At 64.0% G+C, this 19,349-nt stretch carries 15 protein-coding genes, 1 tRNA gene and 2 riboswitches; of the genes, 7 read left to right on the top strand and 9 right to left on the bottom strand.

The window, feature by feature from the left end:
- Window positions 1–39: 39 nt before the first annotated feature.
- Window positions 40–336, bottom strand: coding sequence for a hypothetical protein (locus B6S01_RS07765; protein WP_037465442.1), 297 nt, complete (start codon window positions 334–336; stop codon window positions 40–42).
- 79 nt (window positions 337–415) lie between these two features.
- Window positions 416–526: riboswitch (TPP riboswitch) on the top strand.
- 52 nt (window positions 527–578) lie between these two features.
- Here B6S01_RS07765 and B6S01_RS07760 point away from each other — a divergent pair.
- The 6 genes from B6S01_RS07760 (at window position 579) to B6S01_RS07735 (ending at window position 6,487) form a co-directional block, all read left to right on the top strand.
- Entirely contained in the window at window positions 579–986 is a 408-nt protein-coding gene (locus B6S01_RS07760) for a DUF2065 family protein (RefSeq protein ID WP_037465439.1), read from the top strand.
- An 11-nt stretch (window positions 987–997) separates the two neighbouring features.
- The gene (thiC, locus tag B6S01_RS07755) at window positions 998–2,896 is read left to right on the top strand and encodes a phosphomethylpyrimidine synthase ThiC (RefSeq protein WP_269319809.1); all 1,899 of its coding nucleotides are present in this window, start codon (window positions 998–1,000) and stop codon (window positions 2,894–2,896) included.
- A 147-nt stretch (window positions 2,897–3,043) separates the two neighbouring features.
- On the top strand, window positions 3,044–3,322 hold the full coding sequence (locus B6S01_RS07750; RefSeq protein WP_051908232.1) for a hypothetical protein: 279 nt from the start codon (window positions 3,044–3,046) through the stop codon (window positions 3,320–3,322).
- A gap of 62 nt (window positions 3,323–3,384) precedes the next feature.
- The gene (locus B6S01_RS07745; RefSeq protein WP_037465307.1) at window positions 3,385–4,485 is read left to right on the top strand and encodes a phosphoenolpyruvate carboxykinase (ATP); all 1,101 of its coding nucleotides are present in this window, start codon (window positions 3,385–3,387) and stop codon (window positions 4,483–4,485) included.
- Window positions 4,472–5,536 carry a nucleotidyltransferase family protein gene (locus B6S01_RS07740; RefSeq protein ID WP_051908231.1) on the top strand — a complete coding sequence of 355 codons (1,065 nt, stop codon included), beginning with the start codon at window positions 4,472–4,474 and terminating at the stop codon, window positions 5,534–5,536. Before B6S01_RS07745 ends, B6S01_RS07740 begins: the two co-directional genes overlap by 14 nt.
- Before the next feature lie 96 nt (window positions 5,537–5,632).
- Window positions 5,633–6,487, top strand: a complete 855-nt coding sequence (locus B6S01_RS07735; RefSeq protein WP_037465304.1) for a transglutaminase family protein — start codon at window positions 5,633–5,635, stop codon at window positions 6,485–6,487.
- Window positions 6,488–6,571: 84 nt separating this feature from the next.
- On the opposite strand, the gene B6S01_RS07730 is transcribed toward B6S01_RS07735, so the two are convergent.
- A tRNA-Leu gene (locus B6S01_RS07730) sits at window positions 6,572–6,658 on the bottom strand.
- Between the two features lie 147 nt (window positions 6,659–6,805).
- Here B6S01_RS07730 and B6S01_RS07725 point away from each other — a divergent pair.
- Complete coding sequence (locus tag B6S01_RS07725; RefSeq protein WP_081570341.1) at window positions 6,806–7,282, top strand: hypothetical protein; 477 nt, start codon at window positions 6,806–6,808, stop codon at window positions 7,280–7,282.
- Window positions 7,283–7,371: 89 nt separating this feature from the next.
- Here the strand turns inward: B6S01_RS07725 and gltB are convergent, their stop codons facing one another.
- The 7 genes from gltB to B6S01_RS07690 form a co-directional block, all read right to left on the bottom strand.
- Window positions 7,372–11,910, bottom strand: coding sequence for a glutamate synthase large subunit (gene gltB / locus B6S01_RS07720; RefSeq protein ID WP_037465301.1), 4,539 nt, complete (start codon window positions 11,908–11,910; stop codon window positions 7,372–7,374).
- 97 nt (window positions 11,911–12,007) lie between these two features.
- A complete protein-coding gene (locus B6S01_RS07715) occupies window positions 12,008–13,459 on the bottom strand; it encodes an NAD(P)-dependent oxidoreductase (protein WP_037465298.1) in 1,452 nt (483 codons plus the stop codon).
- Between the two features lie 163 nt (window positions 13,460–13,622).
- Window positions 13,623–14,432, bottom strand: coding sequence for an undecaprenyl-diphosphate phosphatase (locus B6S01_RS07710; RefSeq protein ID WP_037465296.1), 810 nt, complete (start codon window positions 14,430–14,432; stop codon window positions 13,623–13,625).
- Between the two features lie 175 nt (window positions 14,433–14,607).
- On the bottom strand, window positions 14,608–15,555 hold the full coding sequence (locus B6S01_RS07705) for a complex I NDUFA9 subunit family protein (RefSeq protein WP_037465293.1): 948 nt from the start codon (window positions 15,553–15,555) through the stop codon (window positions 14,608–14,610).
- A gap of 92 nt (window positions 15,556–15,647) precedes the next feature.
- Window positions 15,648–16,226, bottom strand: coding sequence for a TMEM165/GDT1 family protein (locus B6S01_RS07700; RefSeq protein ID WP_037465289.1), 579 nt, complete (start codon window positions 16,224–16,226; stop codon window positions 15,648–15,650).
- 98 nt (window positions 16,227–16,324) lie between these two features.
- Window positions 16,325–16,451, bottom strand: a riboswitch (yybP-ykoY riboswitch).
- Between the two features lie 101 nt (window positions 16,452–16,552).
- The gene (locus B6S01_RS07695; protein ID WP_037465288.1) at window positions 16,553–17,986 is read right to left on the bottom strand and encodes a DNA recombination protein RmuC; all 1,434 of its coding nucleotides are present in this window, start codon (window positions 17,984–17,986) and stop codon (window positions 16,553–16,555) included.
- Between the two features lie 69 nt (window positions 17,987–18,055).
- A complete protein-coding gene (locus B6S01_RS07690) occupies window positions 18,056–19,231 on the bottom strand; it encodes an aminotransferase (protein WP_037465286.1) in 1,176 nt (391 codons plus the stop codon).
- Window positions 19,232–19,349: the final 118 nt, after the last annotated feature.

The raw sequence follows: 19,349 nt of genomic DNA, 5'->3' as shown, positions 1-19,349 counted from the left end.
GGCGCGCGACCGGTGCTGAACCGGCGGGACCGGATCGTGTTAGCCCCTGATGCGGTCTACCAACTGCTGTCCGGCCATCCGTTGTTGGAGGTAGCGGCGCTTCAGCACCACGCTCGCGACCAGCAGCGGCGCGCCAACCATGATGCACAGCGCGCCCAGCATCGGAGGCCACAATCCAAACAGGCTGTGCACATCCAGCGCCGATGGCGTCAGCAGCAGCAGGAATCCTGCCGTCAACAGCCACAGCCCCCAGCGGCGGGGACGTACCGCGACCATGCGCATTTCGTGGCGATGCGCCTTGCGCCCCTCTTTCGTGGACAGGTCATGATGCTTCATCGCCGCCATAAAGCGGAAAAGCGCCTTGCCTGTCCAGCGCCACAACGGGGTGGCGCGGCCTTCGCATTTGGGCTATCGAGTGGCATCCCCGGGGGACCGCGCACAGGCGGTTGAGAGGCGGCTGATGTGGCTGCGACCCGCTGAACCTGATCCGGCTAAAACCGGCGTAGGGAGGGACGGCTTGTCAGAGGCAGTCCGACTATCCCGCGCCACGTGCGATGAAGAGGAGGACGGAACTGCCGATGGAAACGATTTCCGTCCTTACCCTGCGTCTCGCCGAAGCAATCGGCCTTTACATGATCGTGGTGGGCGTGGGCGGCCTTGCCGCGCCGCAGCGCTGGCGCGCCATGATGGACGATCTGGAGCGATCGCCGGGAATCGTGATGGCGCTGGCCTTCCCGCTGTTTGCGGTCGGCGCGGCGTTGGTGCTTGTCCACGATATCTGGACCGACCCGCTTGCCATCGTCGTGACGTTGATCGGTTATGTCGCGCTGGCCAAGGGCGCGCTGCTGTTGGCGGTTCCCGGTCCGCTCATCAGGATCGGCCACTGGTCGCTGTCATTCACCCGTGCATGGGCGATCGTTTCGATCCTGCTCGGCATCCTCCTGTTTCTCGCCGGTCTTACGGGCCGCGCGACCGTCATTGCCTGAAAGGAACACCCATGGCCGACGTTGATTCGAAGATTGAACTGGCTTCCGATGGAAACCAGCGGCCAGCCCGCACCGAAATGCGCGTCACCACTGGTCCCATTCGCGGATCGCGCAAGATCCATGTCGGTCCGTTGAAGGTCGCCATGCGCGAGATCGACCTGGAACCGGGCAGCGGCGAAGCGCCGGTCCGCGTTTATGACACGTCCGGCCCCTATACCGATCCAGACGCCCGCATCGACATCATGGCCGGGCTGCCCACGCTGCGTCGCGACTGGATCATAGGCCGGGGCGATGTGGAGGAATATGACGCACGGGCGACGAAGCCTGAGGATAACGGCCTCAAAGGCCCGGATCGCAGCGGCGGCGTCCAGCCCTTTCCTCATACCGTCCAGCGTCCCCTGCGCGCCAAGCCGGGCATGAACGTGTCCCAGATGCACTACGCCCGCCGCGGCATCATCACGCCCGAGATGGAATATGTCGCCGAGCGCGAGAATCTCGGCCGCGCCCGCCTCGCCGAATATGTCCGCGATGGGCAGGACTGGGGGGCGTCGATCCCCGATTATGTGACGCCGGAATTCGTCCGTGACGAGGTCGCCCGTGGCCGCGCCATCATCCCGTCCAACATCAACCACCCCGAATCCGAGCCGATGGCGATCGGCCGCAATTTCCTGGTGAAGATCAACGCCAATATCGGCAACAGCGCCGTCGCCTCCGATGTGGCGAGCGAAGTGGACAAGCTGGTCTGGTCGATCCGCTGGGGCGCGGACACGGTGATGGACCTGTCGACGGGCCGCAACATCCATGACACCCGCGAATGGATCATGCGCAACTCGCCGGTCCCGATCGGCACCGTGCCCATCTATCAGGCGCTGGAAAAGGTCGGCGGCATCGCCGAGGAACTGACCTGGGACATTTTCCGCGACACGCTGATCGAACAGGCCGAACAGGGCGTCGATTATTTCACCATCCATGCGGGCGTGCGCCTGCCCTATATTCCGATGACCGCCAAACGCGTCACCGGCATCGTCTCGCGCGGCGGGTCGATCATGGCGAAATGGTGCCTCGCCCATCATAAGGAATCGTTCCTCTACGAACATTTCGACGAGATTACCGAGATCATGAAGGCCTATGACATCGCCTATTCTCTGGGCGACGGCCTGCGTCCCGGATCGATCGCGGACGCCAATGACGAAGCGCAGTTCGCCGAACTCTACACGCTGGGCGAACTGACCAAGCGCGCCTGGGAACAGGATGTGCAGGTGATGATCGAAGGGCCGGGCCATGTGCCCATGCACAAGATCAAGCAGAATATGGACAAGCAGCTTGAGGCCTGCGGCGAGGCGCCCTTCTATACGCTTGGGCCGCTCACCACCGACATCGCGCCGGGCTATGACCATATCACCAGCGGGATCGGCGCGGCGATGATCGGCTGGTACGGCACGGCGATGCTTTGCTACGTCACGCCCAAGGAGCATCTGGGCCTGCCCGATCGCGACGATGTGAAGGTCGGCGTCGTCACCTACAAGCTCGCCGCCCATGCCGCCGACCTTGCCAAGGGGCATCCGGCGGCGAAGGTTCGCGACGATGCATTGAGCCGCGCGCGCTTCGAATTCCGTTGGCGCGACCAGTTCAACCTGTCGCTCGATCCCGACACGGCGGAGAAATATCACGACCAGACGCTGCCTGCGGAAGGGGCGAAGTCGGCGCATTTCTGCTCCATGTGCGGGCCCAAATTCTGCTCGATGAAGATCACGCAGGAAGTGCGCGATTTTGCCGCCAAGCAGAACCAGCCAGCCGACAGCTTCATCGCGGCGGAGGATGCGGAAAAGGGGATGGCGCAGATGAGCGAAATCTTCCGCCAGACGGGCAGCGAACTTTACATGGGCGCTGGCGACCGTGAGCATGATTGACCGCTGACAAGGCGACGGGCCGGCGCGGCGGTGACGCTGATGCTGGCCCGTTTCCCTCTTATACCTTGTGATATACTCCCCCATAGCAATGCGCTGGTAGCGGAGTCGGTGGTAGCTTGAGCCAACCCTGAAAAGAGGAGGCTACCCTTGTCTGAGGAACCTGCCATTCTGTCCGCGGTCGAAGACCGGCGTCGCTTCCTGAAAAGCTGCGGCCGTTTCGCTGCGACTGTTCCGCCCGCGATGACGATCATGCTGTCCACGTCCCTGTCCTCCGCAGCGATCGCGGCGTCGGCCGGCGGCGGTGGCGGCGGGCCCAAGGGCAATAACGGGGTAGGCAACGGGCTGGACCCGCAGCCTCCCGGCAACCCCCCGATCAATGACGGACCCGGCACTGGCCCCGGCAGTCCCGGCAACAAGGGCGGGTGAACTAAGCTGGGCTTCAACGGCGAAGCGGAAGCGTGCGCGGCTCTCGTAACGGGGCTTGTCCGATGTTGCGTCTGACGCCTGGCACCTCGATGACGTTCATCGACGATCAGCCGGTGATCATCTCCCGGTCCCGTCATGCCCTTTTCGAGTTGAACCAGATCGCCGGCTATATCGGATGCCGCCTGGAAGATGGCGTCAGCCTGCCCCAGCTTGCGCAGGAGGTTGTCGAGCGCGGTTTCACCCCCGCCTCGGCGATGCTCCAGGCTGTATTGGCGGACTGGTCCCAATCGGGACTGGTGCATGCCACCGACCGGCCGCCTGCCTCCGATCCTATCCTGCTCCAGTCCGTGTCAATCGGTGGGCGGAGCGTCGCGCTGCGCTACCATGATCAGGCGTTGGTCGATCATGTCGCCCCGCTTTTCACGCATCTGCAAGCGGAGCGGCCGCATGAGCCGGTCGATAATGTCTATCATCTCTGGTCCACCCACGGCCTGTGCCTGTTCAGCCGCGATGCAGGCCATGCGTCCGTGCTGCAACTCAACCAGGCCGGAACGATCGTCAAGGCGCAGATCATCCAGGACGTCATCCAGGACAGGCGCTGGAGCCTGGCGCTTCATGCGGGCTGCGTGAGCCGCAACGGCCAAATGCTGCTGCTGACGGGCCATCCGGGCGCGGGCAAGACGACGCTGACATCCTGGCTGCTGAAAGGCGATTTCGTCTATCATGGCGACGACATCGCCATGCTGGACCGCGACGGCCGGGTCCAGGGCCTGCCCTTCCTGCCCACGGTGAAGTCGGGCGCGTGGCCGATGATGGCATCGCGCTATCCGGGGCGTCTTCAACCCATGATCCATTGGCGTCCCGACGGTCGGCGGGTGCGCTACCTTGGCTTGTCGACCCCCGTGGACCAGAGGCCGCTGCCGGTCGGCTGGATCGTCAAGCTGCGGCGGAGGAAGGGCGCGCGCGCGCAACTGACGGCCCAGCAACCGATGGCGATTATCAGGCATCTTCTGTCCGAAGCGGCGTCGGCCAGCGGCGAGGCGGATCGCTCGGCGCTGGACGCGTTGATGGGCGCCGTCAGCGCGGCGCGAAGCTGCGAACTGCATTATGACGATCTGGACGAGGCGGCGGCGTTGCTGGGTACATTTTGTGGCCCGGCTTGATCCTCTTCATGGCCTGCTCGCCTGCCTGCGCGGAGACTTGCCTGCTGCCGCTGATTGGTCGGCCATCATCGGACTGGCCAACAAGTCGCTGTGCAGCCCCACTGTCTCTGCCCGGTTGAACAATGCCGGGCGGCTGGCCGAACTGCCCGCCGACGTCCGCATATTCCTCACCGAGATGGAAAGGCGCAATGCCGAGCGTAACGAGCGCCTGCTGAGCCAGCTCGATGAGGCGGCGGGCGTCATGAACGCCCATGACGTTCGTCCGTTATTGTTGAAGGGCACGGCATGGCTCGCCCATGCGCCGCCGCAGGATCGATCGGCGCGGATGCTGGCCGACATCGACCTGATGGTCGCGGCCGACCGCTTCGGCGATGTGATCGACCAGTTGTGCAGCATAGGCTATCGCCTTGAAGCGCCAGTCGTTCAGCCGGGCGTTCCGGCAGTCCTGTCGCGACCGCAGGATGCGGCGACGATCGACCTTCATTGCGAATATGGCAGCGTCAGCACGCTATTCTATCTTTTCGATGACCTGGCGGAGAGCGCGACCGAAGTGGCACTGCCCGGCAGCAGGGTCTTGCTGCCGTCTCCGGTCGCTTGCACCGCGATCCTGCTGCTCCATGACCAGCTCAAGGGCCGTGATTATCTGCGGGGCCGGATCGACCTGCGCCATCTTGTCGACATCAAATCGTTCGCCGCCGGCTTTGGGGAAGCGGACTGGGCGGAACTCAACCGCCTGTTCGCATCGGCCTATGCGCGCAACGCGATGCGCACCCAACTGCTGACGGCATCCAGATTGCTGGGCATGACCGTGCCCCGAACGATGACGCGCGGCGTCCGGCCACGGCTGCAATATCGACGGCGGCTGATCCAGCTGAGATGGCCGGGAATGGCGCCATTTCTGACGCTGCTGTCGTTGCTGGACCCCTGTTATCTTTCAGCGAGACGCGCGGCGCGACGGCAGGGCAGGGCAGGCCCCATGGCAGGCGCGGGCCTGCCCCGGCGCGAGAGTGTCGAGCGGCTGTTCCTGCGCAATGAACTGGGCAAGATTTGACTGTGGGGGTTTAAACCGCCGGGCCACCGCGCAGCCGATTATCATGCGATACGACCAACATTGCCCCCGCCCGCCGTGATGGTGCGTTAGGCGGTCATGAAACTTCGCATCCGTCATGACACGACTTATCGCTACCGGAACCCGGTTGAACTGGAAACGCATCGGCTCATGCTCATGCCGCGCAATTCCCATGATCTGCGGATTTTGTCGAACTCGGTTCGTATCGCCCCGCATGCAGAGGTGGAATGGACGCAGGACGTTTTCGGCAATCTGGTCGCCTCCGCCCACTTTTCGGAGCGTACGAGCCAGCTTTGCATTTCCACCGATATCCTGGTCGAGCAACATGCGCCGGCCTGGCCAGTATTCCGGATCGCCCCGGTCGCTCATTCCTATCCATTCCGATATTCGGACGAAGAAATCGCCGATCTCGGCGCGCACATGAAAACCCACTATCCCGACGACGGCGGGAAATTCGATCAATGGGTCCAGGGCTTTGTGTACGGGACGGGCACCGACACCCTGTCTCTGCTCAAGGACGTCAACACAGGGATAGGGGATGCTATCGCCTACCGGGTTCGGGACGAGGCCGGAACGCAGGCGCCACTGGAAACCCTGTCCCTTGGGAGCGGCTCATGCAGGGACATGGCGGCCCTGTTCATCGATGCGGTTCGTCATCTGGGCTTTGGCGCCCGCGCGGTGTCGGGCTATCTATATGATCCCGATCAGCCCGCGTCCGATCCGGGATCGACCCATGCTTGGGCGGAGGTCTATCTTCCTTCGGCGGGCTGGATCGCGTTTGATCCGACGCACCGGCGCGTTGGTTCGGCCAACCTCATCGCCGTGGCGGCCGGCCGGTGCAACAAGCAGATCATGCCGGTCGCGGGCGGCTTTATCGGTGCGGCCGAAGATTTTATCGATATGGATGTCCGCGTGAGTGTTGCTTCCGCCTGACGGGGGATTCTTGCACCGCTCACAGCATAGTTGAGGGTTGGCAGCGTGCCAGACCCCCGAGATTATCCTTATTTTCAAAGGATTTGGTGCGGTCGAGAAGACTCGAACTTCCACGGGCTTTCGCCCACAACGACCTCAACGTTGCGCGTCTACCAATTCCGCCACGACCGCACATTTCCGGGAACCGGCGGGGCCGGTGCCTTGGTAGGAGCCGGCCCTTAGCAAAGGGTTCGGACCCATGCAACAACCGATCTTCATGCGCGTTTCTTTTGCCGAGGACGAAAATCAACAGGGCGCGTGAAAGAAGGAGCAGGTCGCATGTCTCCCCGTTTCTGGTTGTTCAGCATGGCAAGTGCAGGGGCCGCCCTGGCAGGCGGGCTGGGGCTTGGCCTGTACGCGACGACTCCGCCCCGTGTCGCGTTTACCGACGCCGCCACGTCCTATTCCGACTATCAGGAGAATGTGGTGGAGGAACCTGAACCGGCCGCTTTGAACGGTCCCGTCGAAATCACATGCAAAGGCTGTGGCCCCACGCTGGCGGATCGGCAGATGGCGGCGATGACGGGCGGTGGGTGGAGCGGTTATGACGATCCTGTCGTGCGCGACTATATGGCGCAGGATTATGCAATAAGCGAAGTCGCGCCGGTTGTGGCCGAGGAAGCGCGGCCCACGCCCGTTCGGCAGTTGCCGCCCAATATCGAACGCTTCGCAGCTGGCGAGGTGCACGTGCCGGTGCAGATGGTTCAGCACAGCCTTGCCGAACATGCAGCGCCGCTCAACGGCGGGCCTTACTGACGCTGTAGGGAGCGGCTATCGGAAAGCGGTCTCGTCAACCCCATGGCAAAATGGGAGCGAGCCATCTGCCCCGCTCCCATCCTGACATCTTATTCCGCCGCAACGACTTCCGCAGCCGCATCGCTTAGCGGGTGGGCCAGGCGGTTGATCATTTCCTTCGGGCAGACCTGCCAGAAGTAACGGCGCCAGCGATCCCAATCGTCCAGGATGGTGTTCGACCACTTGCTGTCGGTCGTCACCGCATGTTCGGCGATCAGGGCCCTGAGCTGGGCTTCCCAATGGGCGCTTTCCAGCCGCTGCCAGACGATGCTTTCCGGGTTCGCGCGCCGTTCAAAGCTGCCATCCTCGTCCAGGATGAAGGCCATGCCGCCGGTCATGCCCGCGCCGAAGTTGGCGCCAGTCTTGCCCAGGATGACTGCCGTGCCGCCGGTCATATATTCGCAGCCATTCGCGCCGCAGCCCTCCACGACCACCTGCGCGCCCGAATTGCGGACGGCGAAGCGCTCCCCGGCCTGACCCGCCGCGAACAGCTTGCCCGCCGTTGCGCCGTACAGGACGGTGTTGCCGATGATCGTGTTGTCCTTGCTCGACAGCGGCGATGACACGGTCGTACGCACGACGATGGTGCCGCCCGACAGGCCCTTGCCCACATAGTCGTTGGCATCGCCAAAGACTTCCAGCGTGATGCCCTTGCACAGGAACGCGCCCAGCGACTGGCCAGCACTGCCCCGCAGACGCACGGTCAGATGCCCGTCCGCCAGCGTGGACATGCCGAACCGTTCGGTCACGGCGGCGGACAGCCGGGTGCCGACCGCGCGATGCGTGTTGCGCACCGTATAGGTCAGCTGCATCTTCTCGCCACGTTCGAACACCGCCTTGGCGTCGCGCATCATCTGCGCGTCCAGGCTGTCGGGCACCTCGTTGCGCCATTCGGTCAAGGAGAAGCGGCGCTGATCGTCGGGCGCATCGACCTTGGCCAGGATGGGGTTGAGGTCGAGATCGTCCAGATGTTCCGCGCCGCGATTGACCTGCTTGAGCAGTTCGGTGCGCCCGATCACCTCGTCCAGGCTGCGATAGCCCAGCCGTGCCAGGATTTCGCGGACTTCCTCGGCGATGAAGGTCATCAGGTTGATGACCTTTTCCGGCGTGCCGGTGAACTTCTGGCGCAGCTTTTCATCCTGCACGCAGACGCCGACCGGGCAGGTGTTGCTGTGGCACTGGCGCACCATGATGCAGCCCATGGCCACCAGCGACAGCGTGCCGATGCCATATTCCTCCGCACCCAGGATCGCGGCGATCACGATGTCGCGCCCGGTCTTGAGGCCGCCATCGGTGCGCAGCTTCACCCGATGGCGCAGGCCGTTGAGGGTCAGCACCTGATTGGCTTCGGACAGGCCCATTTCCCATGGCGTGCCGGCATATTTGATCGACGTCTGCGGCGACGCGCCAGTGCCGCCGACATGGCCCGCGATCAGGATGACGTCGGCATGCGCCTTCGCCACGCCCGCCGCGACTGTGCCGATGCCCGCCTGGCTGACGAGCTTTACGCAGACGCGCGCACGCGGGTTGATCATCTTGCAGTCGTAGATGAGCTGCGCGAGATCCTCGATCGAATAGATGTCATGGTGCGGGGGCGGCGAGATCAGCGTCACGCCGGGCGTCGAATGGCGCAGCTTGGCGATGAACTCTGTCACCTTGAAACCGGGCAGCTGGCCGCCTTCGCCGGGCTTTGCGCCCTGCGCGACCTTGATCTCGATTTCCTCGGCGCTGCCCAGATATTCGGCATGAACGCCAAAGCGGCCGGACGCGATCTGCTTGATCACGCTGTTGGCATTGTCGCCATTTTCATACGGCTTGAAGCGGTTAGCATCCTCGCCGCCCTCACCCGACACGGCCTTCGCGCCGATGCGGTTCATCGCAATCGCCAGCGTCTCATGCGCTTCGGGCGACAGCGCGCCCAGCGACATGCCCGGCGTCACGAAACGCTTGCGGATTTCGGTCGTGGCTTCGACCTCGTCGATCGGCACCGCTTCGCGGGCGAAGTTGAACTCCAGCAGGTCGCGCAGATAGACCGGCGGCAAATCGCGCACGCCGCGCGCGAATTGCAGATAGGTCGAATAGCTGTCCGTGCCCACCGCCGTTTGGAGAAGGTGCATCAGCTGCGCGGAATAGGCGTGGCTTTCCCCGCCATTGCGCTGGCGATAAAAGCCGCCGATCGGCAAACGCACGGCCGCGCTGTCATAAGCCGCCTCATGGCGCAGCTTCGCGCTGTAGTGGAGTGACGCATAGCCTTCGCCCGAAATCTTCGCGGGCATGCCGGGGAAGAGATCGTTGACGAGTGCGCGGGACAGGCCGACGGCTTCGAAATTGTAACCGCCGCGATAGCTGCTGATGACCGCAATGCCCATCTTGGACATGATCTTCAGCAGGCCTTCGTTGATGGCGATGCGGAACCGTTCGAAACACTCGTCCAGCGACAGATCGCCGAACAGACCGCGCGCATGGCGGTCCGCGATGCTTGCTTCGGCGAGATAGGCGTTGACCGTGGTTGCGCCCACGCCGATCAGCACCGCGAAATAATGGGTGTCCAGCGCTTCGGCGCAGCGCACGTTGATCGACGCATAGCTGCGCAGCCCCTTGCGGACGAGATGCGTATGCACCGCCGCCGCCGCCAGCACGCCTGCAATGGCGATCCGGTCGGCATCGACATGCTCGTCGGTCAGGAAGATTTCGGTCCGCCCTTCGCGCACGGCCTGCTCGGCTTCCTCGCGAATGCGGGCGATTGCCGCGCGCAATTGCTCCTGCCCGCCCTCTGCCGGGAATGTGCAGTCGATCTCGGCCACTGCCGGGCCGAAATGCGCCTTCAGCCGCGCCCATTCGGACGATATGAGCACCGGAGAGCTCAGCACCAGCACATGGCTGTTCTGCGTATCCTGTTCCAGGATGTTGTGCAGGTTCGAAAACCGTGTGCGCAGGCTCATCACATGCCGTTCGCGCAAGCTGTCGATCGGCGGGTTGGTGACCTGGCTGAAATTCTGGCGGAAGAAGTGGCTGACCGTGCGCGGCTTGTCGGAAATGACGGCCAGCGGCGTGTCGTCGCCCATCGATCCGATGGCTTCCTTGGCATCCTCGACCATGGGGGCGAGGATCAGTTCCATGTCCTCCAGCGTCAGGTTCGCCGCGACCTGACGGCGCGTCAGTTCCGCCTTGTCCCATGCGGGCAGGGCGCTATCCGCCTGCGGAAGGTCGCCGACCGTCATGAAGTCCTTGATCAGTTCGGCATAGGGCCGCTCACCCGCAATCTGATCCTTGATCGCGCGGTCATCATAGATTTCGCCTTCCTGCAAATCGATGGCGATCATCTGGCCGGGGCCCATGCGGCCCTTCTTGACGATGGTGGTTTCGGGCACGACGACCATGCCGGTTTCCGAACCCACGATCAGCAGATTGTCGCCCGTCAACGTGTAGCGCAGCGGACGCAGCGCGTTACGGTCGACGCCAGCAACCACCCAGCGGCCATCAGTCATCGCCAGCGCGGCGGGGCCGTCCCACGGCTCCATCACGGACGCGAGATATTCGTACATGTCGACATGCGACTGCGGCGTTTCATTCGCCGCCGCCTGCCATGCCTCAGGCACCAGCATCAGCTTTGCCGTAGGCGCGTCGCGGCCCGAGCGGCAGATGGCCTCGAACACGGCGTCCAGCGCGGCGGTGTCGGACGCACCGGCGGGGATGACGGGCTTGATATCTTCCGACTGCTCGCCGAACGCGAGGCTGGCCATCTTGATCTCGTGGCTCTTCATCCAGTTCTTATTGCCGCGGATCGTGTTGATCTCACCATTATGCGCCAGCGTACGGAACGGCTGGGCCAGCCACCATTGCGGGAAGGTGTTGGTCGAATAACGCTGGTGGAATATCGCCACGCGGCTTTCGAACCGATCGTCCTGAAGATCGGGGTAAAAGACCGACAGCGACTCTGCGAGGAACAGGCCCTTGTAGATGATCGACCGGCAGCTCAGTGAACAGATGTAGAAATCCTGGATCTGCGCTGCGATGACCTTCTTCTCGATCCGGCGGCGGATGAGGTACAGGTCCTTTTCGAACTCGGCGATGTCGCGTTCTTCGGGCATCGGCCCGGCGATCATGATCTGTTCGATCTCGGGACGGGTGCGCTGCGCCTTCTCGCCGATGACGGAGACATCGACGGGCACCTGACGCCAGCCATAGATGGTGTAGCCCGCGTCGATGATCTCGCTTTCGACGATGGTGCGGCAATTCTCCTGCGCCGACAGGTCCGTGCGCGGCAGGAAGATCATGCCGACGGCAAGGCGGTTGGGCAGGGGCTTGTGGCCCGAATCGGCAATCGCGTCGTCAAAGAAACGCACCGGCAGGTCGACATGGATGCCCGCGCCGTCGCCCGTCTTGCCATCGGCATCGACCGCGCCACGGTGCCATACCGCCTTCAGCGCATCGATGGCGCTGGCGACGACACGGCGGCTCGGGCGGCCATCCGTCGCGGCGACCAGGCCCACGCCACAGGCGTCGCCTTCCATTTCGGGATGATACATGCCCTCGGCGGCAAGGCGCGCGCGCTCTTCGGCGCTCGCCATATAGGGGGTGTTGGCCATGAATGCCTCCTCGTCAAATCCGTCGGTTCGAGCCTGTCTCGATTTGCTGTGCCACGTTCTCGACAAGCTCGAACCGAACGGGCTGAATGGGTCGTTTTTAGGCCGCGACTTTCTGACCCGCCGCCGCCTTCGCCTTCGCGCGCAGATAGCGGTGCATATGCTCGGTCACGTCGCGTCCGTCGCGGATCGCCCACACGACCAGCGACGCGCCGCGCACGATGTCGCCAGCGGCGAACACGCCGTCCATCGACGTCATCATCGTCTTGTGATCGACGCGCAGCGTGCCCCAGCGCGTGACCGACAGGTCTTCCGCGCCGAACATCCTGGGCAGTTCTTCGGGGTCATAGCCCAGCGCCTTGATGACCATGTCTGCTTCCAGCGTATATTCGGTGCCCGGATCGGCTTCAGGCGCGCGGCGGCCGGACGCGTCGGGCTGGCCCAGCCGCATCTTCGTCACCTTCACGCCCGACACATGTTCCGTGCCTTCGAACGCGATGGGGGCGGAGAGCCAGACGAACTCGACGCCTTCTTCTTCCGCATTCTGCACTTCGCGCTGCGAACCGGGCATATTGTCGCGGTCGCGGCGATAGAGGCACTTCACCGAAGTCGCGCCCTGGCGAATGGCGGTGCGGACGCAGTCCATCGCCGTGTCGCCGCCGCCGATCACGACGACCTTCTTGCCGTTCGCGTGCAGCGTGCCGTCATCATGTTCGGGCACTGCGTCGCCAAATCCGGCCTTGTTCGACGCGGTCAGGAAATCGAGCGCCTTGACGACACCGGCAGCGCCGACGCCGGGCGCCTTGATGTCGCGCGGCTTGTACACGCCGGTCGCGATCAGGATCGCGTCATGGCGGGTCCGCAACTCTTCGAGCGAAGCGTCGCGCCCGACCTCGAACCCTTCATGGAAGACGATGCCGCCATCCTTCAGGCGCTGGACGCGACGCATGACCACGTCCTTTTCCAGCTTGAAGCCGGGGATGCCATAGGTAAGCAGCCCGCCCGCGCGGTCATGCCGGTCATAGATATGCACTTCATAGCCTGCGACGCGCAGATATTCCGCGGTGGTCAACCCCGCCGGACCCGCGCCGATGACGCCGACCGACTGACCGATCGGCTTGCCGGGAACCAGCGGCTCGACCCAGCCTTCCTTCCAGGCGGTGTCGGTGATGAACTTTTCCACGCTGCCGATGGTGACGGCTCCGTGGCCGGAAAATTCGATGACGCAATTGCCTTCGCACAGGCGATCCTGCGGGCAGATGCGACCGCAGATTTCCGGCATGGTGCTGGTCAGGTTCGACAGCTCATAGGCTTCGCGCAACCGCCCCTCCGCCGTCAGGCGCAGCCAGTCGGGAATATGGTTGTGCAGCGGGCAATGCGTTGAACAATAGGGGACGCCGCACTGCGAACAGCGCGCAGACTGTTCTTCCGCTCGTTCCAGCAGGAAGCTGCGGCTGATTTCCATGAAATCGTCCGCGCGATCATCCGCCGAACGCTTCTCGGGATAGGCCTGGCCCGTTCCCACGAATTTCAGCATCGGATTGTCAGCCATGATGAGTCCCTAAAATGAATTCAGGGCTCACATAGCAGAAAAACCCGCAGAGTCACGTGGATTCTGACATTTAAGACAGCTAATGTGACCTAATTATACAGGATTTCCCGCCCGCTTCGTCGTTGAACCAATGGCTTTGGCTCAATTTAGTCCCTATTCGGACCTAACGTGCCCATAGCCATGCCAGCGCACCGACTCCGGCGAGGATGCGATACCAGGCAAATGGCGCGAAGCCGTGACGCGATACCAGGCCGACAAACCAGCGGATCACCAGCACAGCGACAACGAACGAGACCGCAAAGCCCAGGAAAATACTGTCCCATCCAACCGCGGACGACGTGATCTGATCGCCCTTTTTCAGCAACTCCAGGGTGGTGGCCCCCAGCATGGTGGGAATGGCGAGGAAAAAGCTGAACTCGGCGGCGGTCCGCCGCTCGACCCCCAGGGCCAGCGCGCCCATGATCGTCGCGCCAGATCGGCTGACGCCCGGAATCATCGAAATGCACTGGATCAGGCCGATGCCCACCACGCGCACCATGGGAATGTCGGCGATGCCGTGAAAACGGCCAGCCTTGATCGTCCGCTCAATCAGCAGGATCGCCACGCCGCCCGCGATCAGCGCCCATGCCACCACATGCGGCGCGCCCAGCAGTATTTCGATATAATCGTGCAGCGCCAGGCCGATAATGGCCGACGGGATGAAAGCGATCACCAGATTGCGCAGGAAGCGCCAGCTGGTGGCATCGCGGCGCAGTAGCCCCATGCCCACCGCCCAGAAAGTGCGCCAGTAGAGGACGACCACCGCCAGGATCGCTCCCAGTTGGATGACCACATTGAACATCGCCCAGACCGACGCGTCATATCCCAGCAGTTCGCTCGCCAGAATGAGGTGACCGGTCGATGATACCGGCAGAAATTCGGTCAGGCCCTCGACTATGCCCAGCAGGATGACCGTCAGATAATGCAGATCCATCAGGCGGCCAAGGTCCTCGAACAGAGAAGGAAAACCGGCCCGGACGGGTCGGGCGCGGCGTTGGAGAGCCTATTGTGCAGAAGCGAAGGGCGCGCGCAATGCCGCGCCTGTTGTCCGACCGCGCCATCCGGGCGTTCCGCCGAGACTCGTCAAGTCAGCCGGTCGGCGCGCTCGTTCAAGCCTTTGCGCGACCGGCGAAGCGGCCGTGGCGTCGATAGCGGACCAGCCACTTGTCCGCGACGGCCTCCATCGGGGTGGGCGACACGCCCAGTTCCACGAGACCAGCAGCGCCGGGCGACACGATATTGTCCTTCTGCAGCATCGCATATTGGTCCCGCGTGATCGGTGCGCCCGGCAACCAGCCAAGGCTTGCGATTGCCGACGCGATCGAAGGGGGCACCGGAACCAGGCTGCGTTCACGGCCAATGGCCTTGGCGATCCAGCGGTTGAGGTCGATCATGCTGATCTGGCTGGGTCCGCCCAGTTCGAACGTCTTGCCGCCGTGACGATCGGGGTCAGCCGCCGCGTTGGCAATCGCCTGCGCGACATCGGCGACATAAACCGGCTGGAACTTCGTATCGGCGCCAATGACCGGAACAACCGGCAGCCGGCTGATCAGCTCGGCAAAGCGGTTGAGGAACTGATCCTCGGGACCGAAGATGATCGACGGACGGATGATGGTTGCGTGGGGGAAAGCGGCCTTCACCGCCGCCTCGCCTGCCGCCTTTGACCGGCCATAGGCGGACGGGCTTTTCGGGTCCGCGCCGATCGCCGACACATGGACCAGCGCCTGTACGCCCGCTTGCGCGGCCGCCTTTGCGACATTGGCCGCGCCGTCATGATGCGATCCTTCCATATCGCCGCTCAGCACGCCGACCAGATTGATGACGACGTCGCTGCCCGCAATGGCGCGCGCTACGCTTTGCGGCTTGCGGATGTCTGCTGCGACGAACTGGGTCTGGCCCAGCCCGCCGAGCGGCTTCACGCGCAGCGCGCTCGCCAGGTCCCGCTGCGCCACGCGAACCCGCGCGCCGCGTTCCATCAGCGCTTGCGCTACCTGCCGGCCGAGGAAGCCGCCGCCGCCGAACACCGTAACCAGACTGTCCTTCATCACGCGTTCCATGCCTGTCCTGCTTGGGGAAATGACTGCAAGCGTTTCCCTTGCAACAGCCGCCGCCCGCTGACAACAGGCGGGCGAGGGCGCAGGTTCCTTTTTTAGCCGATCCAGCCCAGAAGGTCCGCGATCATCCACAGGCCCAGGACCAGGAACAACAGCGCCGCGCCGACCTGCAGCGCGCGCATCGGCACTTTCTTCGCCAGCGCCTCGCCAAATATCACCGCCGGAACATTCGCGATCATCATGCCCAGCGTGGTGCCCGCCGTCACCGCAAAGACATTCTCGAACTGCGCGCCGAGCGCCACGGTCGCGACCTGCGTCTTGTCCCCCATCTCTACCAGGAAAAAGGCGATCAGCGTGGTCAGGAATACGCCCGCCTTCGACGGCGCCTTCAGCGGCTCATCCTCGTCAATCTTGTCGGGGATCAGTGTCCAGGCGGCCATGGCGATGAAGCTGGCGGCCACGGCGTAGCGGAACCAGTCCTGCGTCAGGATGCCTGCGATCGAATGACCGACCAGCGCGGCGAGGAAATGATTGGCCAGCGTGGCGAACAATATGCCCATGACGATCGGCACCGGCTTTCGAAAGCGGGTGGCGAGCAGCATGGCGAGCAACTGGGTCTTGTCGCCCATCTCGGCGAAGGCGACCAGCGCGGTGGAGGTGAGAAGAGCGTCCATAGATAATATCCGGGGCCGGGCGAAGGGTTGAAGACGCAATGCCATCGCCTCCTCCCGCCCGGCCGGACAGGGAACAGCCGATGCCATTGGTCTCGCCCGATGCGGTGGTCCGGGCGCTTGCCCGACTTCCCCGCATCCCGCATGCCATGACCTCTCGGCCAAATATGTTGACATACGGCCCATTCGATCGCGCGAATGGCTGGCTACTCCCCAGATGACCGGGCGCGTTTAGGGAATATTGCGCGCGGAGGCAATTGGGTAACCGCCCCGCTGCGACGAACGTGGCGCGCGGACGATGCAAGGGTGGGCCATGCCGGACCCGCCCTTCACTCCGCCGCGTCGGCCACTGCCTCTGGCAATGCGCGCACGGCCTCGGCCGAAACCGGCTCGCGCACCAGTGCGTCCACCGGCTCCAGCGTGTCCAGTTCACGCCCGCCCGTTTCGATATTGAGGTCGCGCAGCTTGCGCCCCGTCACCAGCACCCGTCCTTCGAAGCTGCCCACGAAGCTGTTATAATCGCTTACCGCGCCGGTCAGCCGGTTGCCCAGCTTCTTGAGCGATCCCGCCGCCCCGGCCAGCCGTTCATAAAGCTCCTTGCCCAGCGCGCCGATCCGCTTGGCTTCGTCCGCCATCTTCTCCTGCCGCCACACCGCCGCGACGGTCCGGGCGATAGCGATGAGGTTGGTCGGCGTCGCCAGCAGCACGCGCTTGCCGAACGCATGGTCCCATAGCTGTGGATCGTGCTCCAGCGCGGCGGACAGGAAATGCTCGCCCGGCACGAACATGATGACATAATCGGGCGCTTCCTCGAACTGGTCGGCATAGCTTTTCCGCCCCAGCGCATCGACATGCGCCCGCATCGCCGCCGCATGAGCCGAGAGCAGGCGCTTGCGTTCATCCTCGCCATCCGCGCCATAGGCGTCCTGATAGCTATTGAGCGACACTTTCGCGTCGATCACCAGCGCTCGTCCGCCCGGCACGCGCAAGATGGCGTCGGGACGCAACCGGCCATCCTCGCCCTCGACGCTTACCTCGGTGCGGAAATCGACATGTTCGGAAAGCCCGCATGTCTCCAGCACATTGCGCAGCTGCTGTTCGCCCCAGCGCCCGCGCGCCTTGGGCGCATGGCGCAGCGAATCGACCAGCCGCTGCGCTTCGGCCCGCACGGCTTCCTGTCCCGACTTCATCGATTCTATTTCACCGCGCAGGATGCCATAGGCTTCCGTGCGCTGCTGTTCGATCTGGCTGATCTTCTGGTCGTAGCGCTGGATCGTCTCGTTGACCGGGTGCAGCAGTTGCTTCAGCTGCGCCTCGCTCTTTTCATGCGCCTGCGCCAGCCGCTGGTCCGCCCGCTCCAGGAAATGGCTCTGCGCCTGATGCAGCAGCTTGCCGCCAATCTCGCTGAACTGCGCCGACAACTGCTCCTTGGCGTCCTTCAGCGCCGCGATCTGCGCCTCGAAAGCCTCGGCCCGCGCCTGTGTGTCGGATCGCAGCGCGGCGATCTCCTGCTCGACCAGACCGCGCGCGTTACGCTCTTCCTCCAGCCGCCGCGCAAGCTCACCGGCCTGGACCGCGCGATCCTGCGCCACGACCAGTTCCCGTAGCGCGCCGTTACGCTGCGCCTCCGCCTGATCCAGCCTTGCCGCAAGCTCCGCCTTTTCCGCGGCCAGCGACGCTGCCGCCTTGCCGCGCAGCAGCCAGCCAAGCCCCAACCCCGCAACCAGGGCGATAAGGCTTAAGATGACGGCCAGGCTGTCCATGATGATCCCCCTTATGGAACGAAAGGGGAACCTAGCGGCCCGGCCCGGTCCCGGCAACCCTCGTTGCGTTCAGCCGAGCGACGCGCGAAATGCGCCCAGCCGCGCGACGGCTTCGTCGATCACCGCGTCGCTCTTGGAAAAGCAGAGACGCACCAGATGCGTGACGGCCGCGTCGGGATAGAATGCGGATATCGGGATGGCGGCAACGCCCGCCTCGCCGATGATCCGCTCGCAAAAGTCCACATCGTTCAGCGCCATGCCCGATGCGGCCAGGTCAACGGTCACGAACCATGTGCCCGCGCTCTGCTGAACCGCATATCCCGCATCACCCAGCCCACGCACCAGCCGGTCACGCGAAGCCTGGTAGCCCGCACGCATCGCCGTGAACCAGTCGTCCGGTTTCCCCAGCCCTTCGGCGACGGCCCATTGCAGGTTGGGCGGACTGGTGAAGGTCAGGAACTGGTGCGCCCGCCCAAGCAGCGTCGCGATTGGCGGGGCCGCGCACATCCAGCCCAGCTTCCAGCCGGTCAGCGAGAATATCTTGCCCGCCGACCCGATCTTCACCGTCCGGTCCCGCATGCCGGGAAAAGCCATCAGCGGCTGGTGACGGACGCCGTCAAAGGTCACATGCTCCCATACCTCGTCGCAGATCGCGATCAGGTCGTGATCCAAGCAGAAGGACGCCAGCATCGCCAGATCCTCCCGCGCCATCACGCTGCCGCTGGGATTGAGCGGGTTGTTGAGGATCAGCAGGCGCGTGCGCGGCCCGATCATCGTGTCAAGCGCTTCGCGCGTGATCCGCCAGTCGGGCGGCGTCAGTCTTGCGATGCGGGCAACCCCGCCAGCCCGTTCGACCAGCGGCAGATAGGCGTCATATAGCGGCGCGAGCAGCAGCACTTCATCGCCCGGCTGGATCAGCGCGAACAGGCTCGCCGCGATCGCTTCGGTCGCGCCCGAAGTGACGATTACTTCTTCCGCGCGCAGGTCCAGCCCCTGATGCCGCTCATAATGCGCGGCTACCGCCTGCCGCAGTTCGGGCAGGCCTCCGCTTGGCGGATACTGGTTCGACCGGTGGAGCAACGCCTCGGCCGCCGCGCGGAGAATGTCGTCGGGTCCCTGCGCATCGGGAAAGCCCTGGCCGAGATTGATCGCGCCCGTTTCCCGCGCGCGGGCGGACATTTTCTCAAAGATGGTGGCGGGCATGTCCCGGTAAACGGGATGGCCGAGCGGTAGCCTGATGGTCATGGCGACCGGGATAAAGCCTGTTGCGCGGCGAGTATAGCGACCTTGCCGGGGCCCGCCTTGCGAAGCCCGAACCGATGATCGCACTTGTCTGAGCCGCGATGAATAAGAATCCCACATT

Origin of the sequence: Sphingobium herbicidovorans, from assembly GCF_002080435.1 — a bacterium.
GTDB lineage: Bacteria > Pseudomonadota > Alphaproteobacteria > Sphingomonadales > Sphingomonadaceae > Sphingobium > Sphingobium herbicidovorans.
This window is presented reverse-complemented; position numbering and strand designations above follow the sequence as displayed.

Bases quoted from the DNA above. Each gene is read 5' to 3' on its own strand.
- B6S01_RS07710 (WP_037465296.1), bottom strand. From the start codon at position 14,432: ATGGATCTGCATTATCTGACGGTCATCCTGCTGGGCATAGTCGAGGGC.
- B6S01_RS07690 (WP_037465286.1), bottom strand. From the start codon at position 19,231: ATGACCATCAGGCTACCGCTCGGCCATCCCGTTTACCGGGACATGCCC.
- thiC (WP_269319809.1), top strand. From the start codon at position 998: ATGGCCGACGTTGATTCGAAGATTGAACTGGCTTCCGATGGAAACCAG.
- B6S01_RS07725 (WP_081570341.1), top strand. From the start codon at position 6,806: ATGTCTCCCCGTTTCTGGTTGTTCAGCATGGCAAGTGCAGGGGCCGCC.
- B6S01_RS07760 (WP_037465439.1), top strand. From the start codon at position 579: ATGGAAACGATTTCCGTCCTTACCCTGCGTCTCGCCGAAGCAATCGGC.
- B6S01_RS07745 (WP_037465307.1), top strand. From the start codon at position 3,385: ATGTTGCGTCTGACGCCTGGCACCTCGATGACGTTCATCGACGATCAG.
- B6S01_RS07695 (WP_037465288.1), bottom strand. From the start codon at position 17,986: ATGGACAGCCTGGCCGTCATCTTAAGCCTTATCGCCCTGGTTGCGGGG.
- B6S01_RS07715 (WP_037465298.1), bottom strand. From the start codon at position 13,459: ATGGCTGACAATCCGATGCTGAAATTCGTGGGAACGGGCCAGGCCTAT.
- B6S01_RS07700 (WP_037465289.1), bottom strand. From the start codon at position 16,226: ATGGACGCTCTTCTCACCTCCACCGCGCTGGTCGCCTTCGCCGAGATG.
- B6S01_RS07705 (WP_037465293.1), bottom strand. From the start codon at position 15,555: ATGGAACGCGTGATGAAGGACAGTCTGGTTACGGTGTTCGGCGGCGGC.
- B6S01_RS07735 (WP_037465304.1), top strand. From the start codon at position 5,633: ATGAAACTTCGCATCCGTCATGACACGACTTATCGCTACCGGAACCCG.
- B6S01_RS07765 (WP_037465442.1), bottom strand. From the start codon at position 336: ATGAAGCATCATGACCTGTCCACGAAAGAGGGGCGCAAGGCGCATCGC.
- gltB (WP_037465301.1), bottom strand. From the start codon at position 11,910: ATGGCCAACACCCCCTATATGGCGAGCGCCGAAGAGCGCGCGCGCCTT.